This window comes from Sideroxydans lithotrophicus ES-1, from assembly GCF_000025705.1.
Classification (GTDB): Bacteria; Pseudomonadota; Gammaproteobacteria; order Burkholderiales; family Gallionellaceae; genus Sideroxyarcus; species Sideroxyarcus lithotrophicus.
This window is the reverse complement of sequence record NC_013959.1, coordinates 1880343-1898033: the sequence shown is the minus strand read 5'-3', so window position 1 is coordinate 1898033 and position 17691 is coordinate 1880343. Positions and strand designations below refer to the sequence as shown.

The following is a 17691-nucleotide window of genomic DNA, read 5'->3' as shown; positions in this document are numbered from 1 at the left end:
TCAGTGTCCCCCGTGCCGAGCTTGCAGCTTGGTGATCACCCATTCGCCGGGGGTGCGCTCGACGATCTCGAAACTGACCGCGCTGCCCGGTTTGATGCCGGCGGCCAGCGACGAGTTTGCCAGCGCGAAGTCCATGGTCATGCCCGGCCAGCCCAGCGACTTGATCGGTTCGTGCGTGATGCTGACAGTGCCGTCGTCGTTGATGGAGTCCAGCGTGCCCTGAGCCTGATGGCCGACGATTTGCTCCCTCTCCCCATGGGAGAGGGCTGGGGTGAGGGTGTTTTTTTGCGCTTCGCTCATGTTTCCCAACGCCGCCTTGAGATTGCTTTCGGAATCCAGCAGGAAGTTGGCCGAGGTCACGACCTGTTCGCCTTCTGCGACACCGGATAGCACTTCGACATAGTTATCGCTGCGATTGCCCAGGGTGACTGCGCGTGGCTCGAAACGTCCCTCCGCCAGACGCACCAGCACCACCTGTCTGGTGCCGCTGTCGATCACGGAGGAGGTCGGCACCGCCAGCACCTTGCCGCTTTGGCCAACGGCGATCCGGACATTGGCGAACATGGCTGGTTTGAGTACGCCCTTGGGATTGTCCAGTTCGATACGGACCTGCACCGTGCGCGTGGCGCTGTTCAGCGTGGGGTAGATGAAATCCACCTTGCCGTCGAACATCCGCTCCGGCCAGGCATCGACCGTGACCTGGACGCGGTTGCCGATATGCACCTGGCCGATATCCTGTTCATTGATCTCGGCGATGACCCAGAGCGAAGAAAGATCGGCGATCTGGTACAGCGTCTCGCCCGGCATGAAGCGCATGCCCTGCACGGCCTTCTTTTCCAGCACGATGCCAGTGACCGGGGCGCGAAACGTCACGCGCGAGTTGTCAGGAATTGAAGATTGTTTTTCTCGTTCGCCTCCTCGCCCGCTTGCGGGAGAGGATTGAGGAGAGGGGAGGGGCACGTCCGCGATGTCCCAGTTGTTGAGGCGTGAGCGGCTCGCATCCGCCAGCTGTTGCATGCCCGCTTTCGTCTCCGCATCGGCATCTTTCAGTGCGGCCAGTCCCTGTAATGCGAGTGCGTATTCGCCTCGTGCGGAAACCAGTTCCGGGCTGTATACATCGAACAAAGGCTGGCCTTTGCTGACGGTCTGTCCGGTGGTGTTCACGTAGAGGCGTTCCACCCAGCCTTCGAACTTCGGCGAGATGGCGTAGGTGCGGCGCTCGTCGACCTCGATGCGTCCGGTCACGCGCAACGTCCGATCCAGTTCGCGCAGCGCGGCTGCTGCGCTCTGCACGCCCAGTTTCTGTACCTTGTCGGTGCTGATGTTGAGTTGGTTGGTTGCTTCTTCACCTGCATAGACCGGCACGTAGTCCATGCCCATCGAATCCTTCTTCGGCACGGGCGAAGTGTCCGGCAAGCCCATCGGGTTGCGGTAGTACAGCACCTTGCGTTCCGTCTTCGCTGCGCTTGCTGTTTCCTTGGCAGCGGAAGTCGAGTACATGCCGAACCAGTATCCGGCTGTCGCTACGCCCAACAGTAGCAGAGCGCCCAGGATCAGTTTTAGCAGGTTGTTCATAATTCTTCTCCCAACAGTTTTTCGATGTCGGCCAGCCGTAATTGCATGTCGGTCCGGGCCTGCTGCTGCTGCTGCCTGGCCTTCAATATCTGTTTTTGCGCTTCGATCAGCATGGCGAAATCCACCTTGCCGTTCTGGTAACCAACCAGCGCGGACTGATAAGTGAGATCGGCCTGCGGCAACAAGCGTGTGGCGATCAGCGCTTCGGTGACTTGTGCGGCTTTCAGCGCATCCAGGTTTTCCGATAATTCCGCCTGGGTCTGATCGAGCAGGGCTGCCTTGCGTGCGTTCGATGCGGATAGCAGCGCTTCCGCTTCATGCTCCTGCGAACGGCGCGACGATTGCTGCAAGGGGATGTTGAACTCGACCATCAGGTCCCAGCTTCTCACGGCGCTGCCGGACTGATTGGGCGCGACACCCAGGGTGAATCCGGGATAGCGGTTGTTGTAGGCCAGGTCGCGAGTTTTTTCCGAAGCCTGGATGTTCGCCTCGGCGATGCGCAGTTGCGGATTCTGTGCCCGCAGCCGTTCCAGCAATGTCGTTTCGTCCAGCTTCGCGGCAGACGGCATCGGCCGCAGTTGCACAGGATCCGCCAGCGGCGCATTCACCGGGCGCGACAGCAATGCATTCAACCGTGCATGGGTATGGTGGCCTTCCTCCTCAAGCGAGATCAGTTCGCTGCGCAGCATGGTCTTTTCCACCTGCACCCGGATCACGTCCTGCTGCTGCCCCAGCCCATTGGCGTAGCGCGTCTGGGCGATCTGCTCGAGGTTGCCCAGCAATGCCAGCGTCTGTTGCGCCAGTTGCTCGCTGTTGGTGGCGAAGTAGTGCATGGCGTAGGTCTGCTTGATGCGGGTCGCCAGATCGGACCAGCTTGCAGCCACCTGCCCGCTGGCCTTCGACGCTTGCGCGTCGGCGACATCGCGCTGCAGGTCGCGCCTGCCGTACCAGGGCACGCTTTGCATCAGCGTATAGCGCGTGCTGCCGGTCTGCGAAGGCAGCAGCCGCGGGCTGGTGCTGCCCTTGTTGGTGATGTCCATCAATTCGGTGCGCAACACCGGGTCGGGCAATGCGCCGGCAGATTCGGTGCGCTGCTGCGCGGCCTCGGCTTCATAGCGTGTGGCGGCCAGTTCCGGGTTGTGCTCGCGTGCATAGTCCAGCAATCCGGCGAGGTTGCTGCCCAGCAGTTCGTCAGCCCCCGAATCCCCGGTATTTACTCCGCCGTTGTGCAGCTGCCCTTCCGCGGCGATGGCCGGTGTAAGCCAAAGCGCGCACAGCAGGGATAAAACTGATAAAGGTATTTTCATGTTCCGCATCCCGATTGCATTTGCATCACGGACAGCCGCATGCGGCTGCCGAACGGTGCGGGACAGGGTCAGACTATGGAATCAACAGACGGACTCGTCCCGCGTCAGGCGCGAACGAGAGGTGGAGGAAGCAGGGGAGTGGAAGTGACGGAGTCGAACGCGACCAGATAGGGGGTGATCTCGCGAGCGACCGTGTGCACAGCAGATATTTCAACGCCGGGTACATTCAGGTAACCGGTGCAGGCCAGATGACAGACTCCGCAGGTGCTGTGATCGCCGGCAGGGGCAGGCGTCGCATCGTGATGCGCAGGGTGTTCCCCCATGTCCATTGTTTCATCGGACATGGTTTGCGACATGGCAGTCTCGTTGCATCCGCCATGCAGCAACAGCATCGACACCGAGGCCGCCAGTGCGTTGCCGGTAAATATCGGCAGCCACAGCAGCGTCAGCACGGCAATGAATTTTCTGCATGAACGTAACATGCATTCAGTGTCGCAAAGGACGGGGCGATAGTCAACCGACGAAAGTCTGAGCCTGTCATGTTGCGAGGGAATATATCCATTGTCAGCACCACGCGCGGAGGTTAAAGTTAGCGTCATTCGAATATCAGGAAAAAAGGTGCGACGATGGCGATATTGATGTTGGTGGTACTGGTAGTGGCCTTGTTGCTAGCTTTTTTCCGCGCTTCCATCTGGGGATGGTTGATCGCCATTGCGGTGCTGGTGCCCTTGATCGCGATGGTGAGTCGCATTTCCGACGGTGCTCTGCAAACGGTCTATATAGCGCTGGGAATTTTCCTCGCCGTACTGGGCATTCCCGCATTGCGCCGCTTGCTGGTCAGCAGCTTCATTCTCGGCATCTTCCGCAAGATATTGCCGCAAGTCTCGCAGACCGAACAGGAGGCGCTGGATGCGGGTACGGTAGGTTGGGACGGCGAGCTGTTCAGCGGCAATCCGCACTGGAAACAATTGCTGGCCTTGCCCAAGGCGGGGCTCAGCGATCGCGAGCAGGCCTTTCTCGATAACGAAGTCGAGCAACTGTGCGCGATGCTGGACGATTGGGACATCACCCATACGCGCCAGGACCTGTCGCCCGAAACCTGGCAGTTCATCAAGGACAAAGGCTTCTTCGGCATGATCATCCCGAAGGAATATGGCGGCCTCGAATTCTCCGCGCAGGCGCAATCGGCAGTGATCACCAAGATCGCATCGCGCAGCGGCACAGGGGCAGTGACCGTGATGGTGCCGAACTCGCTGGGGCCGGCCGAGTTGCTGCTGCATTACGGCACGCAGGAACAGAAGGACAAATATCTGCGCGGGCTGGCCAGCGGCAAGGAAGTACCGTGCTTTGCGCTGACCGGACCTTTTGCCGGTTCCGATGCGGGCGCGATCCCCGATTACGGCATCGTCTGTTACGGCGATTTCAACGGGCACAGTAACGTGCTCGGCGTGCGCGTCACCTGGGAGAAGCGCTACATCACGCTGGCGCCGGTGGCGACGTTGCTCGGTCTCGCCTTCAAACTGTTCGACCCGCAAAACCTGCTGGGTGCCGAAGTCTCGCGCGGCATCACGCTGGCGCTGATCCCGACCGACACGCCGGGCGTCGAGGTCGGGCGCCGGCATTTCCCGCTCAATTCGGCATTCCTGAACGGACCGACCATCGGCAAGGACGTATTCATCCCGATGGACTACATCATCGGCGGCACCATGCGCATCGGCCACGGTTGGCGCATGCTGATGGACTGCCTGGCGGCGGGGCGCTCCATTTCGCTGCCGGCCAGTGCCACCGGCGGCGTCAAGCTGGCAGCGCGCACCAGCGGCGCCTATTGCCGCGTGCGCAAACAATTCAAAGTGCCGGTCGGCAAGTTCGAAGGCGTCGAAGAGGCGCTCACACGCATCGGCGGACACCTGTACGTGATGGATGCGGCACGCACCATGACGGCGCAGGCGGTGGACATGGGTGGCAAGCCTTCGGTCATCTCTGCCATCGTCAAATACCATTGCACCGAACGCGGACGCATGGTCATCAACGATGCGATGGATGTGCACGGCGGCAAGGGCATTTGCCTGGGGCCGGACAACTACCTGGGGCGCGCCTACCAGCAAACGCCCATCGGCATCACCGTGGAGGGAGCGAATATCCTTACGCGCAGCCTCATCATCTTCGGGCAGGGCGCGGTACGTTCGCATCCTTACGTGCTGAAGGAGATCCATGCGGCGCAAGACCAGAACAACCAGCGTGCCGTGCGGGCATTCGACGAGGCGCTGTTCGGGCACATCAGCTTCAGCCTCAGCAACGCAGTGCGCAGCCTGGTCTATGGATTGACCGGCGGGCGCATCATCGGCGTGCCGACCGAGCAACCGACCAGGCGCTACTATCAGGCGCTGACACGCTACTCGGCAGCATTCGCGTTCGCGGCGGATGTCTCCATGCTGGTGCTGGGCGGCGGGCTCAAACGCAAAGAGAAGCTGTCGGCGCGCCTGGGCGATGTGCTGAGCCAGATGTACCTGTGCTCGGCCGTGCTGAAACGCTTCGAGGACGATGGTCGTCCAGAGGAAGATCTGCCGTTGTTGCACTGGGGCATGCAGGACGGTCTCTATCGTATCGAGACAGCCTTCGACAGCGTGTTGCAGAACTTCCCCAACCGCTTTGCCGCCTTGCTGTTGCGTGCCATGATCTTCCCGTTGGGCATGCACCGCAAACCGCCCAGCGACCATATCGGCCACCAGGTCGCTTCGCTGCTGCTCAAGCCCGGCCCGGTTCGCGATCGCCTGACGGCGGGCATGTTCATCTCGCCGAGCGAGGAGGATGCCGTAGGGGCGCTGGAAGCGGCACTCGCCAGCACGCTGGCCTGCGAGCCGCTGCAGGCCGAGCTGGAAACGGCGCGCAAGGCGGGCAAGATCAAGGCGCGCGAAGAGCTGCTGCAGATCGCGGAAGCGCGCGAGCTGGGCCTCATCGATGCCGAGCAGGCACTGCAACTGGAGCGCGACTATGCGTTGCGCCGCAAGGTCATCATGGTGGACGACTTCGCGCCTGAGCAATTGATGGCGAATCAGGGATGACCGGCTTGCGCGACAAGGTGATCTTCATCACCGGTTCCAGTCGCGGTATCGGGCGCGAGATCGCCTTGCGCTGCGCGCGCGACGGCGCCAGGGTGGTCATCACCGGCAAGACGGCAGAGGCGCATCCCAAATTGCCGGGCACCATCCACAGCGTGGCGGAAGAGGTGGTAGCTGCGGGCGGGCAGGCGCTGGCGATCCAGCTCGACGTGCGCGACGAGCAGGCTATCCATTATGCGGTCGAACAGGCAGCAGCGCATTTCGGCGGCATCGACGTGCTGGTGAACAACGCCAGCGCGATCAGCCTCACCCCGACCTTGCAGACCCCGGCCAAACGTCTCGACCTGATGTGGGACGTCAACATGCGCGCGACCTTTCTTGCTTCGCAGGCCTGCATTCCGCATCTGAAGCAGGCAGCCAATCCGCATATCCTCACGCTGTCGCCGCCGCTCAATTTCGAGGCGAAATGGTTTGCGCCCCATGTCGCCTATACCATCTCGAAATTCGGCATGAGCCTGTGTGCCCTGGGCATGGCGAAAGAGTTCGCCGACGACGGCATCGCAGTGAACTGCCTGTGGCCGCGCACCACCATCGCCACGGCCGCCATCGAATTCAACTTTCCGGAAGCCATCCTGCGCGCTTCGCGCAAGCCGGCCATCGTGGCGGATGCGGCGCATGCCATCCTGCTGCGCGACAGCAAGACCTTCAGCGGTTTCTTCTTCATCGACGACGAGGTGTTGCGCGCGTCGGGCGTGAAGAACTTCGACCAATACGCGGTCAGCCCAGGTGAGCCGCTGTACAACGATCTGTTCTTGTAGCAAACATAAAAACAAAACAGGGGGTAGGGATGACGGCAGCACAAAACGACGATGTGATATCGCCGCAGCAGGCGGTGACACTGCACGGCCTGTTCCTGGAACGTGTACGGCGCTCGCAGGACAAGATCGCCTATAAATTCTTCGATGTGCGGCAGTCGGTCTGGGTCGACCTGAGCTGGGGGCAGATGCTCGAGCAGGTGGCGCGCTGGCAGGCTGCGCTGGCGAGGGAAGGACTGGTCAAGGGTGATCGCGTCGCCATCATGTTGCGCAACTGTCCGCAATGGGTGATGTTCGACCAGGCCGCGATGTCGCTGGGGCTGATCACCGTGCCCCTGTACACCGTGGATCGCGCGGACAACATCGCCTATATCGTCAACGATGCGCAAGTGAAGGTGCTGCTGTTCGAGACCGAAGCGCAATGGCAGGAACTCTCCGGCGTGGTCGGGCAGATGGGTTGTGTGCAGCGCTTCGTGTCGCTGGACGATTTCAGGAACGATGAGCCGCGTCTGGTGCCTGCGGCGAAATATCTGCTCACTCAACTGGCAGAGTTGCAAGCGCCTGTCCCGTGCGACTGCAAGGAACTCGCCAGCATCATCTACACCTCGGGCACCACCGGCAGGCCGAAGGGCGTGATGCTGAGCCACAACAACATGCTGAGCAATACCTACGATGCGATGGCTACCTTCATGGTACGCGGCGACGACCTGCTGCTTTCCTTCCTGCCGCTGTCGCATACCTTCGAGCGCACTTGCGGCTATTACCTGCAAGTGATGACGGCGGCGACGGTCGCCTATGCGCGCTCCATCCCGCTGCTGTCGGAAGACCTGAAGACCATCAAGCCGACCATCCTGATCTCGGTACCGCGCATCTACGAACGGATCTACGGCGCGATCAGCACCAAGCTGGCCGAAGGCCCGGCATTCAAGCGCATGCTGTTCCACCTGGCCGTGGAAGTGGGCTGGGCGCGCTTCCTGCATCAGCAAAGGCGCGGCGGCTGGAAACCCTCGTTCCTGCTGTGGCCGCTGCTGGACAAACTGGTGGCACAAAAGATACTGGAACGCCTCGGCGGGCGCCTGCGCACCACGGTCAGCGGAGGCGCGGCGCTCGCGCCGGAGATCTCGCGCGTGTTCGTCGGCCTGGGATTGCCGGTGGTGCAAGGCTATGGACTCACCGAGACCAGTCCCATCGTTTCCGGCAACAAGCTCGACAACAACTTCCCCGACAGCGTGGGCCAGCCGATACGCGGCGTGCAGGTGAAACTGGGCGAACAGCACGCCCTGCTGGTGAAGGGGCCGAACGTGATGATGGGCTACTGGAACAATCCGGAAGCGACCAGGGCCATGATCGACGCCGATGGCTGGCTGAACACCGGCGACATCGCGCATATCAGCGAAACGGGCCACATCTACATCACCGGTCGCCTGAAAGAGATCATCGTGCTGTCCAACGGCGAGAAGATGCCGCCCGCCGACATGGAGGCCGCCATCCTGCACGACCCGCTGATCGACCAGGTGATGATCTACGGCGAAGGACGTCCGTACCTGATCGCGCTGGCCGTGCTCAATCCGGAGGTGTGGTTGCAGGTCGCTGCCAAGGTCGGTGTGCGTCCCGACATGCCGGAATCGCTGACCGACAGCGCGGTGGAAGCCAAGGTGTTGCGGCGCATCGCGCGCAACCTGAGCGGCTTTCCCGGCTATGCCAAGGTGCATCGCGTGCTGCTGCTGCGCGAGCCGTGGACCATCGACAACGGTTTGCTCACGCCCAAGCTGAGCTTGAAGCGCAACCATGTGGTGGCGGCGTTCAGCAGGCAGATCGACGAACTTTACAAGGGGCACTGATGAGTGAAGAGAAGATTTCCTTGCCCGACCGTCAGCCGACCTTGCGCGTGGCGGCGATGCCGTCGGATGCGAACTATACCGGCGACATCTTCGGCGGCTGGCTGATGGGGCAGGTGGACATCGCCGGCAGCATCCCCGCCGTGCACCGTGCCAAAGGCAGGGTGGCGACGATCGCGGTGAATTCGTTCGTGTTCAAGCAGCCCATCTTCGTCGGCGACGTGGTGAGCTTTTATTCCAGGATCGTCAAGACCGGCACGACCTCGATCACCGTCGATGTCGAGGTCTATGTGCAGCGCGACCCCGAGAACCCGACCTGCCTGAAGGTGACCGAGGCGACGCTGACCTATGTCGCGGTCGGCGACGATCGCAAGCCGAGGCCGTTGCCGCCGCAGGATTGAGATTTTGCTGTCGCTGATGTTCGCAGCGACGCCATTCAAACGTTAACTATGGAGAAACGAAGATGAGATTGAAGCAGACATTGTTGGGTATTTCGGTTGCCAGTGCGTTGTTGGCGATGTCGGGAAATGCGTCGGCCTCGGCGTTCGCGTTGATCGAGCAAAGCAGTGGCACCGGCAATGCGTATGCCGGAGGAGCGGCAGCAGCCGAGGATGCAAGCACCATCTTCTTCAACCCGGCCGGCATGTCCAGGCTGAATGGCAATCAGGTGACGGTGGCGGGCAGTTTTATCCAGCCTTCGGCGAAATTCCGCGATACCGGCTCCACCGGCGCTGCCTTGCAGACGGCAGGCGGCAACGGCGGCGATGCTGGCAGTCTGGCGCTGGTACCCAATACCTATATAGTGACGGAGATCCAGCCCGTGCTGCGCTTCGGTCTGGGCATCAATGCACCATTCGGCTTGCAGACAAAATACGATCCGACCTGGATCGGGCGTTTCCAGGCCATCACTTCCAAGATCCAGACGATCAACCTGAACCCTTCCCTGGCCTACCAGATGAGTGACACAGTCAGTCTGGGTATCGGACTGAACTACCAGCACATCAGCGGCGAACTGAGCAGCGCAGTGAACTACAGCGCAGCGGCCTTCTCGGCAGGCGGTGGCGCTTTGTTGACTGCGGTCGGTGGGCCGGGTGTGGAAGGCATCACGACGATGACCGGCAACGACTCTGCCTGGGGGTATAACTTGGGCGTTTTGATCGATGTCATGCCCAACGCCCGCATCGGTCTGTCATATCGTTCCAAACTGAAATACAACCTGAAAGGTACGGTCAGTTTCACATCGGTGCCGACAGCACTGGCAGCCAGCCCGACGCTGCAGAATGGCGACGTGAACTTGCCGATCACCATGCCCGATACGTTCTCGATCAGCGGCTTCCACCAGTTGAACGACAAGTGGGACATGATGGCCGATGCGACCTGGACCGGCTGGAGCAAACTGCAACAGCTGGTGGTCACCCGCACCAATGGCGCCGTGGTGCAGAATATCCCCGAGAACTGGAAAGACACCTGGCGCGTAGCGGTTGGTTCCACCTACCACTACAACGAGCAATGGCTGTCGCGCATCGGCCTGGCATACGACCAGACACCGGTGCCGGATGCCTACCGCACCGCGCGCATCCCGGACAGTAACCGCACCTGGGTGACGTTCGGCGGGCAATACAAGGTCTCGGTCGCAAGCAAGGTGGACTTCGCCTATGCGCACCTGTTCATGAAAGATGCACCCATCGCCAACAACCAGGCCGCGACGGGCGCAGGCATCCTGGTCGGCAGCTACAGCAATAGCGTTGACATATTGAGCGTGCAATATGCCTACAGTTTCTGACAGTATTGAGTGAGTGGCGGGGTAGTCCTGCCGCTGGTCAAGCAATCAAATGAATGGGAGTGTCGCGATGAGCAATCATCTGAATGTTCGTAAGGTCGCCGTCCTCGGTGCAGGCGTGATGGGAGCGCAGATCGCCGCGCATATGGTCAACGCCAATGTCGAGGTGCTGTTGTTCGAGTTGCCCGCGAAAGAAGGGGACCCCAACGGCAATGTGAACAAGGCGCTGGATGGCCTGAAGAAGCTCGAACCGGCGCCCATCTCCAGCCCGGCCAGGATCACTTACATCCAGCCCGCCAATTACGACCAGCACCTGGAAAAACTGCGCGAGTGCGACCTCATCATCGAAGCCATCGCCGAGCGCATGGACTGGAAGTCAGACCTGTACCGCAAGGTCGCACCGTTCGTTAATGCCAACGCCATCTTCGCGACCAACACTTCCGGCCTTTCCATCAATAAGCTGGCCGAAGCCTTCCCCGAGAACCTGCGCCACCGCTTCTGCGGCATCCACTTCTTCAACCCGCCGCGCTACATGCACCTGGTCGAGCTGATCCCCTGCAAGGGCACCGAGCCTGTGCTGCTCGACCAGCTGGAGACCTTCCTCGTCTCCACGCTGGGCAAGGGTGTGGTGCGCGCGAAAGACACCCCCAACTTCATCGCCAACCGCATCGGCGTGTTCTCCATGCTCGCCACCAAGCACCATGCGGCGGCGTTCAACCTCGGCTTCGACATGGTGGATGCGCTCACCGGTCGTTACCTCGGCCGCCCCAAGAGCGCCACCTTCCGCACGCTGGACGTGGTCGGCCTCGACGTGTTCGCGCACGTGGTCAACACCATGCGCGAGAATCTCACCGAAGACCCGTGGCACAAGCACTTCGAACTGCCAAGCTGGTTCCAGTACCTGGTCGACCAGGGCTCGCTGGGGCAGAAGACCAAGCGCGGCATCTACCAGAAGATCGGCAAGGAGATCCACGTGCTGGACCTGCACACGCGCGAGTACCGTCTGTCCGACGCCAAGGTGAACGACGCTGTGAAAGAGATCCTGCGCGAACGCGACTGGGCGAAGAAACTCGCTGGATTGCGCAATAGCCAGCATCCGCAGGCGCAGTTCCTGTGGGCGGTGTTCCGCGACGTGTTCCATTACTGCGCACTGCATCTGGAGAACATCGCCAACAATGCACGCGACCTCGATTTTGCCGTGCGCTGGGGCTTCGGCTGGGACAATGGTCCGTTCGAAATATGGCAGGCAGCTGGCTGGCAGCAGGTGGCCGGCTGGATCGCCGAAGACATTGTCGCAGGCAAGTCCATGGCTTCCGCGCCGCTGCCCGCATGGGTCACCGATGCGACACGGACAGGCGTCCACACTGCGCAAGGTTCTTATGCACCCTCTCCCCTAACCCCTCTCCCGCCTGCGGGAGAGGGAGGAGCGCAGCGGAGGGAGAGGGAGGGCGGCTACCAACCCCGTTCCACGCTCCCGGTCTATCAACGCCAGCTCTATCCCGATCACCTGCTTGGCGAAGAGCGTCATTACGGCGAGACCGTATTCGAGAACGATGTGGTGCGCATGTGGCACACCGGCGACGACATCGCCATCCTGAGTTTCAAGAGCAAGATGCACACCGTCGACAACGACGTGCTGGACGGCATCCTGCGTGCGGTGGGCGAAGCGGAAGAGCACTTCAGCGCGCTCATCCTGTGGCAGACCGAGCCGCCGTTCTCCGCCGGCGCAAACCTGCTGCAGCTGATGCAGGGCATGCAGGAACCTGCGCCTGAAGAAGGCATGTTCGGCAAGTTCAAGCAGGCGGCCAGCCGCGTCAAATACACCATCGCTGGCGGCGGCGGAATGGGCGAGATATTCAATGCCGCCACCGGCAACGTGCCCAAGGTGGAAGCTGTGGTCGCCAAGTTCCAGCAGGCCTCCATGCGCCTCAAGTATGCGCAGGTGCCTACCATCGCCGCGATCGACGGCCTCGCGCTCGGCGGCGGCTGTGAATTCTCCATCCACTGCTCGCGCATCGTCGCCACGCTGGAAAGCTACATCGGCCTGGTCGAGGTTGGCGTCGGCCTGCTGCCCGCCGGTGGCGGCTGCAAGGAGATGGCGCAGCGCGCAGCGGCGGAAGCGCAGCGTTTCGCCAGCGACAACCGCGTCGACGTGTTCCCCTACATGCGCAAGTATTTCCAGAACATCGCCATGGGCGAGGTCGCCAAGAGCGCAGAGATGGCGCGCGAGATGGGCTACCTGAAGCAGTCCGACCGCATCGTGCTCAACCGCTTCGAACTGTTGCACATCGCCAAGGAAGAAGCGAAGGCGCTCAACGCCACCGCGTACCGGCCGCCGCTGCACCAGCGCCAGATCATGGTCGCAGGCAGCACCGGCATCGCCACGCTGCAGGCCGCCATGGTCAACATGCTGGAAGGCAACTTCATCTCCGAGCACGACTACATGATCGGCTGCCGCGTCGCCGAGACACTGTGCGGCGGGCATGTGGAAGCGGGCTGCCTGGTGGACGAACAATGGCTGCTCGACCTGGAGCGGCGCAATTTCATGGAACTGCTGGGGACGTTCAAGACACAGGACAGGATCGAGTACATGTTGAAGAACGGGAAGCCGTTGCGGAACTGATTGGTAAATTAGGAAGCATTTTCGCTGTATAAATTGAGTAAATATCAAGATGATTTCGTTACGGACTGATTGCACTCTTCTAGAGATAGAGGATATGTATAACGATCTTCAGAGCACTGAGGCTGTTGATGTCCGTCTGCCATCACATTTAAAGCACGGTGGGACATTTGGCATTACCTCTGCAATAGTTCAGTTTGTTGCTAGTTGGGCACGCGGTAGCCAAGAGGGCAGATTGTCGCCATATGGTTCAGGAAGTGGCGTTGACTCTTTTGCGGAACTTCTACATCAGCCGCATGGGCTGATTGCAAGTTATATGGCTCCGCATTTGGTTGCCTCTCAAGGCATTGAGTTTGAGAAACATGAGGTTCTTGCTCAAGCTATTCCCTATATTGAGGCGATGCAATCGAGTAAATTTAGAGAAACGATGAATGGTCGAGGGGCAATTCTTACTTGTTTTGCCGGGGCAAAAAATGAATTTATATTGCCGTTATATGAACGCAAAAGCCTTGAAGGGATGCGTGGCGCTGGTGATTTTGAAAAGCTCACGAAAAAACTTATTGAGGTCTGTGATCCATCTGCGCTTCGGAATATGCCGGACACTTTTACACAGGCACTGGGATTGCTCATTCGTGAGTTGTTTGAGAATACAAATGATCATGCGAGCACAGATGAGTTAGGCCGCGAATACACTTGGCATTATCCAAATGTGCGTGGGATTCTTGCAAAATATATTTCATTTACGCCGAGTGCGAAGGATGCAATAAATGCATTTGATGATGTGCCGCATCGGTTGTATTTCCAGAAGGCGCTGCTGAATGCCACTGTTAATAAAACATTGGACTTCATTGAATTGTCCGTCATTGATTGCGGGCCCGGCATAGCCAAAAGGTGGCTGGCGCATGTGAGTCCGCATGAAAATATCGAAAATGTCTCAATTGACAAGGAGGAGGCGTTAGTAAGAGAGACATTTGAACTTGGCAAGACATCTAAACCTATAAATGGCACAGGGGTCGGCTTATATACTGTGATAAAAAGTTTGGTTCGGTTGAAAGCGCTATTGCGGTTAAGAACGGGTAGGCTCTGTCTATACCAAGACTTTTCAAATGGCACAGATACAGCTTTTGAACCTAGGCATTGGCTTAATGATAGGAAAGAGTTGCCTAGAACTGTGGGCACGTCTTTTTCTATCCTCATCCCCCTAGCCAGTAAGGGGCAGTCATGAGAAGTTATTTCCCCGTTGATGTTCGAGATGAGAATAGTATTGGAGTAGTTGCTGACTATAGGTTTTTGTTCAAGTCGCCTGGGGTAATTAGTGCGACTGATTTGGCCGATTGTTTAGAGCAGAGCTTGCGTAGAGTCCTGTTGCCAGACGCTCTTGTATTCGTTTGTATTCCCAAAGAAACACAGCAAATATTAGACGTTTTCAATGCGGATAACGGTGTTAAACAAGCGCTTGAGCGAGCAAGCTCAAAAGTGTGCGTAGCGGTTTGTGAAATAGACCGCAAGGGGAATATCGGAAAGCCAACTTTTGTTAAAAATGCGCGAGGAAGTTTGCCCTTAATTGATGAGGAAAAACAAGAGCAAATTTTTCAAAAAGGAGTCGGTATATTATTCGACTCCCCAAATGTGTTGTGTCCGGCTCCGTCTGGCTTTGCTTTCGTGAAGCCATCGAAGAAACGATCTAAGTACTTCCTTAGAGCTGATGCGGCATTTTATGAGACTGAGCGGGTCCATTTTCTTGCATATGCACTGCTGAGCAGAATCGCAAAGCGCGAAGATGAAACCAAAGAGCCTATTGCTGTAATCTTCATTGATACAATGGCAATTGCCAGTTTGGCATACGTATTGCGGGAGCTTTACCACGAGCTATATGAAATGCCTCGCCCAAGGGTTGAGAGTTTCCATTCGTATGGCGGCATGGAGAATGTGGATAAACCTATGCATGGCACATCTCTTTGTATTATCTCCGCATCATCATCTATGTCGATGCAGCGTGATTGGCAGCAATTGACCCGTTGCTTCCCCTCTGAAATATTCACACTGATTACGTTGAAAGACGCTAAGGATAGCGAACAAGCAATCTATGCATTCGATAAAAGTGATTCATTGAACAATCACGATAAGCTGTCTGGGTTGCGTGATCTACGAATTGTTGGGGAAAGTTTCATTCCTGAAGATGTACCGCTTAAATCAGTTTTATTCACGGTAAGGGCGCACCGTGACGAATCTTGGTTTGAAGTAGGGCAGAAGTATTCAGAATCTTCCTTCTTCTCTTTGATGAAAGCTGCACAACCCAAAGATAAGGTGCGACCTATCTTCGTGGATGGTCAGCGATTGTTTGAGTACAAGAAATTTCAAGAATTTCTTGAGAAGGATGTCATGCAAAAAGTGCCGCTTTCTGTGCAGGCGGTCATATGCCAAGACGATGAAGCATCAATACAACTGGCGGAGATTTGCGCAAAGCGAATTTTGGAAATAAGGGGCGGTGCTGATGCGCCTCGTGTTATCAAAGCTAGTAATTTTGAGGGCGAAAAAATAAATCGTGATGAGGCGCTACTTATTGTTGCTGCGGTAGTTGGTCGAGGAACAAGGCTGCTTTCGATTAGTAGGGATTTGCGAGATATTCATACGGGAGCTAGGCATTATTTGATCGGTTTTCAACTTGGGGAATCAATATGTGATTGTGAGCAACTGCAGAGTAATTTGAAGTTCTCTGCAACCAAATCTTCAATTACCGTCTCTTTTATGGAAAGTCTTGCTGTAGGTCAAACAGTGGGTATTGCGTATGAGGTTGAAAAGGCATTATTCAGCAAATGGAAGAAATTGTCTGATTTCCCCCTTCTGAAGAATAGAGTCAATGAGTTGCAGAAGCGATCCGGTATTGCTGAAGGTGCGTTCTTGCCTGCTACTTTGCAAGGCTCAAATAAATTGATGTTGCGTACGGATTTTGCATATTGGAAAGCTGGCTACTCAACGCAATTTGATCACTCGATTGCCGTGTTGTTGACCGCCGCCGCTATGCTACAGCGAGCTAGAGAATTTACTAAATTCAAGGATGACGGGCATCGGCTGTCTTCGGATACTTTTCAACAGGTTGTGCTTGATCCAGAAAATTTTGCTCGGTACAACGATGGTGTAATTCAATCAGCGCTGTTACGAGCAGCACACCCATCTGAACTTGATTACTCATCGGGTGGTGAAGTCAGTCGTCGCATGACAGATATTCTTTCTGGTGTATTCAGGCTGAATTCGCGTCAACAGGGAGAGGCAGCATTGGAATTTGCTTTCGCATTAAAAGCTGAGCGATTGAAACTTGCAGATGAAGATATGAATCGCCTTAAACTGGAAGTTAAAGAGCTTAGTGGTGATGGAATATATGTTGAACTGTTGAAGGCTTTGTTAGATGTGGGGCATGAAGGTTCATTGGAGCAAGAGACTGGCATTTAGTTGTAGTCAGTCATCTTGAGCTGCGATAAGGGGCAACATCGCAATTGTTTTTGTAGTGTTGTAACGGCAGTTGCTAACAGGAGGTGAAAGAAAATTGGCCATGCAGTCATACCGAAGCATTACGAGGTCAGCATCGCAATTGTTTCCCCAAGGCCGCGCATAGCGCTCGACAGTCTGATTCAGAGGAGCAAGAAGAATGGCAATGCAACCATACAAAGGCAGCTGTCACTGCGGCGCGATCCAGTTCTCGTTCGAGGTCGAGTCGTTCACCCACGGGATACGTTGCAACTGCTCGTTCTGCGCCAAGAGGGGAACGATGATGCATCTGGTGCCGGGGGTGCAGTTCCAGATTGAGGCGCAGGATGGTGCGCTGGGTATGTACCAGTGGGGCACGAAGTCGGCGAAGCATTATTTTTGCAAGAGCTGTGGCGTCGCCACTTTCAGCGAAACGAGCAAATGGCCGGGGCAATACATCGTGAATCTCGGCTGTTTGGAAGGCGTGGATACCTTCGCGCTGGAGACGAAGGTGTTCGACGGCAAGCATCTGCTTTAAGCGAAGTGCAATAATAGGCCACGTACCAAATTTATCTGAGGTGATGAGTTGAATCGTTCTACAACATTGCAATTGCTGACAGCGCACAAGCAAGAACTAGCCGATCGCTTCGGCGTAGCCAGCTTGGCTTTGTTCGGCTCTGTCGTGCGCGATACTGCCAAAGAAGGCAGCGATGTGGATGTGCTAGTGGCCTTCGATGGTCCGGCAACATCTGCGCGCTACTTCGGCGTGCAGTTTTATCTGGAAGATTTACTGGGTGTGCCTGTTGATCTGGTGACAGAGAAAGCCTTGCGGCCAGAGTTGCGTCCATTCATTGAGAAGGAGGCGGTGCATGTCTGATACTCCTGTTCGCGAATGGAGATTCTATCTGGACGACATGATCGAGTTTGCCCAGAAGGTTGTGCTTTATACGGAGGGCCTTAATCAGGAAAGCTTTGTGGAAAGCGGCCTGAATTACGATGCTACGGTGCGCAATTTGGAACTGATCGGCGAGGCGGCAACGAATATTCCAGATGAGGTGCGTCAGAAGTATTCGCAGATACCTTGGCGTATGGTAGTGGCCACGCGAAACAAGCTGATACATGGTTATCTTGGGATAGATAACGATACCTTGTGGAGCATTATTCAGGACGATGTTCCGGAGTTGTTGAATGAATTGCAGAAGCTGAAGTCTGATATTTAATTATTGCAGGAG

General features: G+C 57.3%; 14 protein-coding genes. 11 read left to right on the top strand and 3 right to left on the bottom strand.

All coding sequences use genetic code 11. The annotated features are described in order from the left end of the window. The 3 genes from SLIT_RS09330 to SLIT_RS09320 form a co-directional block, all read right to left on the bottom strand. Window positions 1-1575 (bottom strand): efflux RND transporter periplasmic adaptor subunit, encoded by a 1575-nt coding sequence (locus tag SLIT_RS09330; protein WP_013029991.1) that lies wholly within the window; start codon window positions 1573-1575, stop codon window positions 1-3. After that, window positions 1572-2882, bottom strand: coding sequence for a TolC family protein (locus SLIT_RS09325; RefSeq protein WP_013029990.1), 1311 nt, complete (start codon window positions 2880-2882; stop codon window positions 1572-1574). Before SLIT_RS09325 ends, SLIT_RS09330 begins: the two co-directional genes overlap by 4 nt. 104 nt (window positions 2883-2986) lie before the next feature. After that, window positions 2987-3364, bottom strand: coding sequence for a DUF2946 domain-containing protein (locus SLIT_RS09320; RefSeq protein WP_013029989.1), 378 nt, complete (start codon window positions 3362-3364; stop codon window positions 2987-2989). Between the two features lie 144 nt (window positions 3365-3508). Between SLIT_RS09320 and SLIT_RS09315 the strand changes: the two genes are divergently transcribed. The 11 genes from SLIT_RS09315 to SLIT_RS09265 all read left to right on the top strand — a co-directional run bounded on the left by SLIT_RS09315 (window position 3509) and on the right by SLIT_RS09265 (window position 17679). Continuing rightward, window positions 3509-5944 carry an acyl-CoA dehydrogenase gene (locus SLIT_RS09315; RefSeq protein ID WP_013029988.1) on the top strand — a complete coding sequence of 812 codons (2436 nt, stop codon included), beginning with the start codon at window positions 3509-3511 and terminating at the stop codon, window positions 5942-5944. After that, window positions 5941-6759, top strand: a complete 819-nt coding sequence (locus SLIT_RS09310) for an SDR family oxidoreductase (RefSeq protein WP_013029987.1) — start codon at window positions 5941-5943, stop codon at window positions 6757-6759. The genes SLIT_RS09315 and SLIT_RS09310 overlap by 4 nt, the downstream gene beginning before the upstream one ends. A 29-nt stretch (window positions 6760-6788) precedes the next feature. Continuing rightward, a complete protein-coding gene (locus SLIT_RS09305; protein ID WP_013029986.1) occupies window positions 6789-8597 on the top strand; it encodes an AMP-dependent synthetase/ligase in 1809 nt (602 codons plus the stop codon). Further along, complete coding sequence (locus SLIT_RS09300) at window positions 8597-8995, top strand: acyl-CoA thioesterase (RefSeq protein ID WP_013029985.1); 399 nt, start codon at window positions 8597-8599, stop codon at window positions 8993-8995. The genes SLIT_RS09305 and SLIT_RS09300 overlap by 1 nt, the downstream gene beginning before the upstream one ends. Before the next feature lie 62 nt (window positions 8996-9057). Continuing rightward, window positions 9058-10377, top strand: coding sequence for an OmpP1/FadL family transporter (locus SLIT_RS09295; protein ID WP_013029984.1), 1320 nt, complete (start codon window positions 9058-9060; stop codon window positions 10375-10377). 67 nt (window positions 10378-10444) lie between these two features. Continuing rightward, window positions 10445-12997 (top strand): 3-hydroxyacyl-CoA dehydrogenase/enoyl-CoA hydratase family protein, encoded by a 2553-nt coding sequence (locus SLIT_RS09290; RefSeq protein ID WP_013029983.1) that lies wholly within the window; start codon window positions 10445-10447, stop codon window positions 12995-12997. Window positions 12998-13091: 94 nt separating this feature from the next. Beyond that, window positions 13092-14219, top strand: coding sequence for a histidine kinase (locus SLIT_RS09285; RefSeq protein ID WP_150102986.1), 1128 nt, complete (start codon window positions 13092-13094; stop codon window positions 14217-14219). After that, the gene (locus SLIT_RS09280) at window positions 14216-16444 is read left to right on the top strand and encodes a hypothetical protein (protein ID WP_013029981.1); all 2229 of its coding nucleotides are present in this window, start codon (window positions 14216-14218) and stop codon (window positions 16442-16444) included. Before SLIT_RS09285 ends, SLIT_RS09280 begins: the two co-directional genes overlap by 4 nt. A gap of 196 nt (window positions 16445-16640) precedes the next feature. Next, window positions 16641-16997 (top strand): GFA family protein, encoded by a 357-nt coding sequence (locus tag SLIT_RS09275; RefSeq protein ID WP_013029980.1) that lies wholly within the window; start codon window positions 16641-16643, stop codon window positions 16995-16997. A 48-nt stretch (window positions 16998-17045) separates the two neighbouring features. Continuing rightward, the gene (locus SLIT_RS09270; RefSeq protein ID WP_013029979.1) at window positions 17046-17336 is read left to right on the top strand and encodes a nucleotidyltransferase family protein; all 291 of its coding nucleotides are present in this window, start codon (window positions 17046-17048) and stop codon (window positions 17334-17336) included. Beyond that, on the top strand, window positions 17329-17679 hold the full coding sequence (locus tag SLIT_RS09265; protein WP_013029978.1) for a HepT-like ribonuclease domain-containing protein: 351 nt from the start codon (window positions 17329-17331) through the stop codon (window positions 17677-17679). Before SLIT_RS09270 ends, SLIT_RS09265 begins: the two co-directional genes overlap by 8 nt. The last annotated feature ends 12 nt before the right edge of the window (window positions 17680-17691 follow it).

Bases quoted from the DNA above. Each gene is read 5' to 3' on its own strand.
- SLIT_RS09290 (WP_013029983.1), top strand. From the start codon at position 10,445: ATGAGCAATCATCTGAATGTTCGTAAGGTCGCCGTCCTCGGTGCAGGC.
- SLIT_RS09305 (WP_013029986.1), top strand. From the start codon at position 6,789: ATGACGGCAGCACAAAACGACGATGTGATATCGCCGCAGCAGGCGGTG.
- SLIT_RS09320 (WP_013029989.1), bottom strand. From the start codon at position 3,364: ATGTTACGTTCATGCAGAAAATTCATTGCCGTGCTGACGCTGCTGTGG.
- SLIT_RS09280 (WP_013029981.1), top strand. From the start codon at position 14,216: ATGAGAAGTTATTTCCCCGTTGATGTTCGAGATGAGAATAGTATTGGA.
- SLIT_RS09275 (WP_013029980.1), top strand. From the start codon at position 16,641: ATGGCAATGCAACCATACAAAGGCAGCTGTCACTGCGGCGCGATCCAG.
- SLIT_RS09330 (WP_013029991.1), bottom strand. From the start codon at position 1,575: ATGAACAACCTGCTAAAACTGATCCTGGGCGCTCTGCTACTGTTGGGC.
- SLIT_RS09295 (WP_013029984.1), top strand. From the start codon at position 9,058: ATGAGATTGAAGCAGACATTGTTGGGTATTTCGGTTGCCAGTGCGTTG.
- SLIT_RS09265 (WP_013029978.1), top strand. From the start codon at position 17,329: ATGTCTGATACTCCTGTTCGCGAATGGAGATTCTATCTGGACGACATG.
- SLIT_RS09315 (WP_013029988.1), top strand. From the start codon at position 3,509: ATGGCGATATTGATGTTGGTGGTACTGGTAGTGGCCTTGTTGCTAGCT.
- SLIT_RS09325 (WP_013029990.1), bottom strand. From the start codon at position 2,882: ATGAAAATACCTTTATCAGTTTTATCCCTGCTGTGCGCGCTTTGGCTT.
- SLIT_RS09300 (WP_013029985.1), top strand. From the start codon at position 8,597: ATGAGTGAAGAGAAGATTTCCTTGCCCGACCGTCAGCCGACCTTGCGC.
- SLIT_RS09310 (WP_013029987.1), top strand. From the start codon at position 5,941: ATGACCGGCTTGCGCGACAAGGTGATCTTCATCACCGGTTCCAGTCGC.
- SLIT_RS09285 (WP_150102986.1), top strand. From the start codon at position 13,092: ATGTATAACGATCTTCAGAGCACTGAGGCTGTTGATGTCCGTCTGCCA.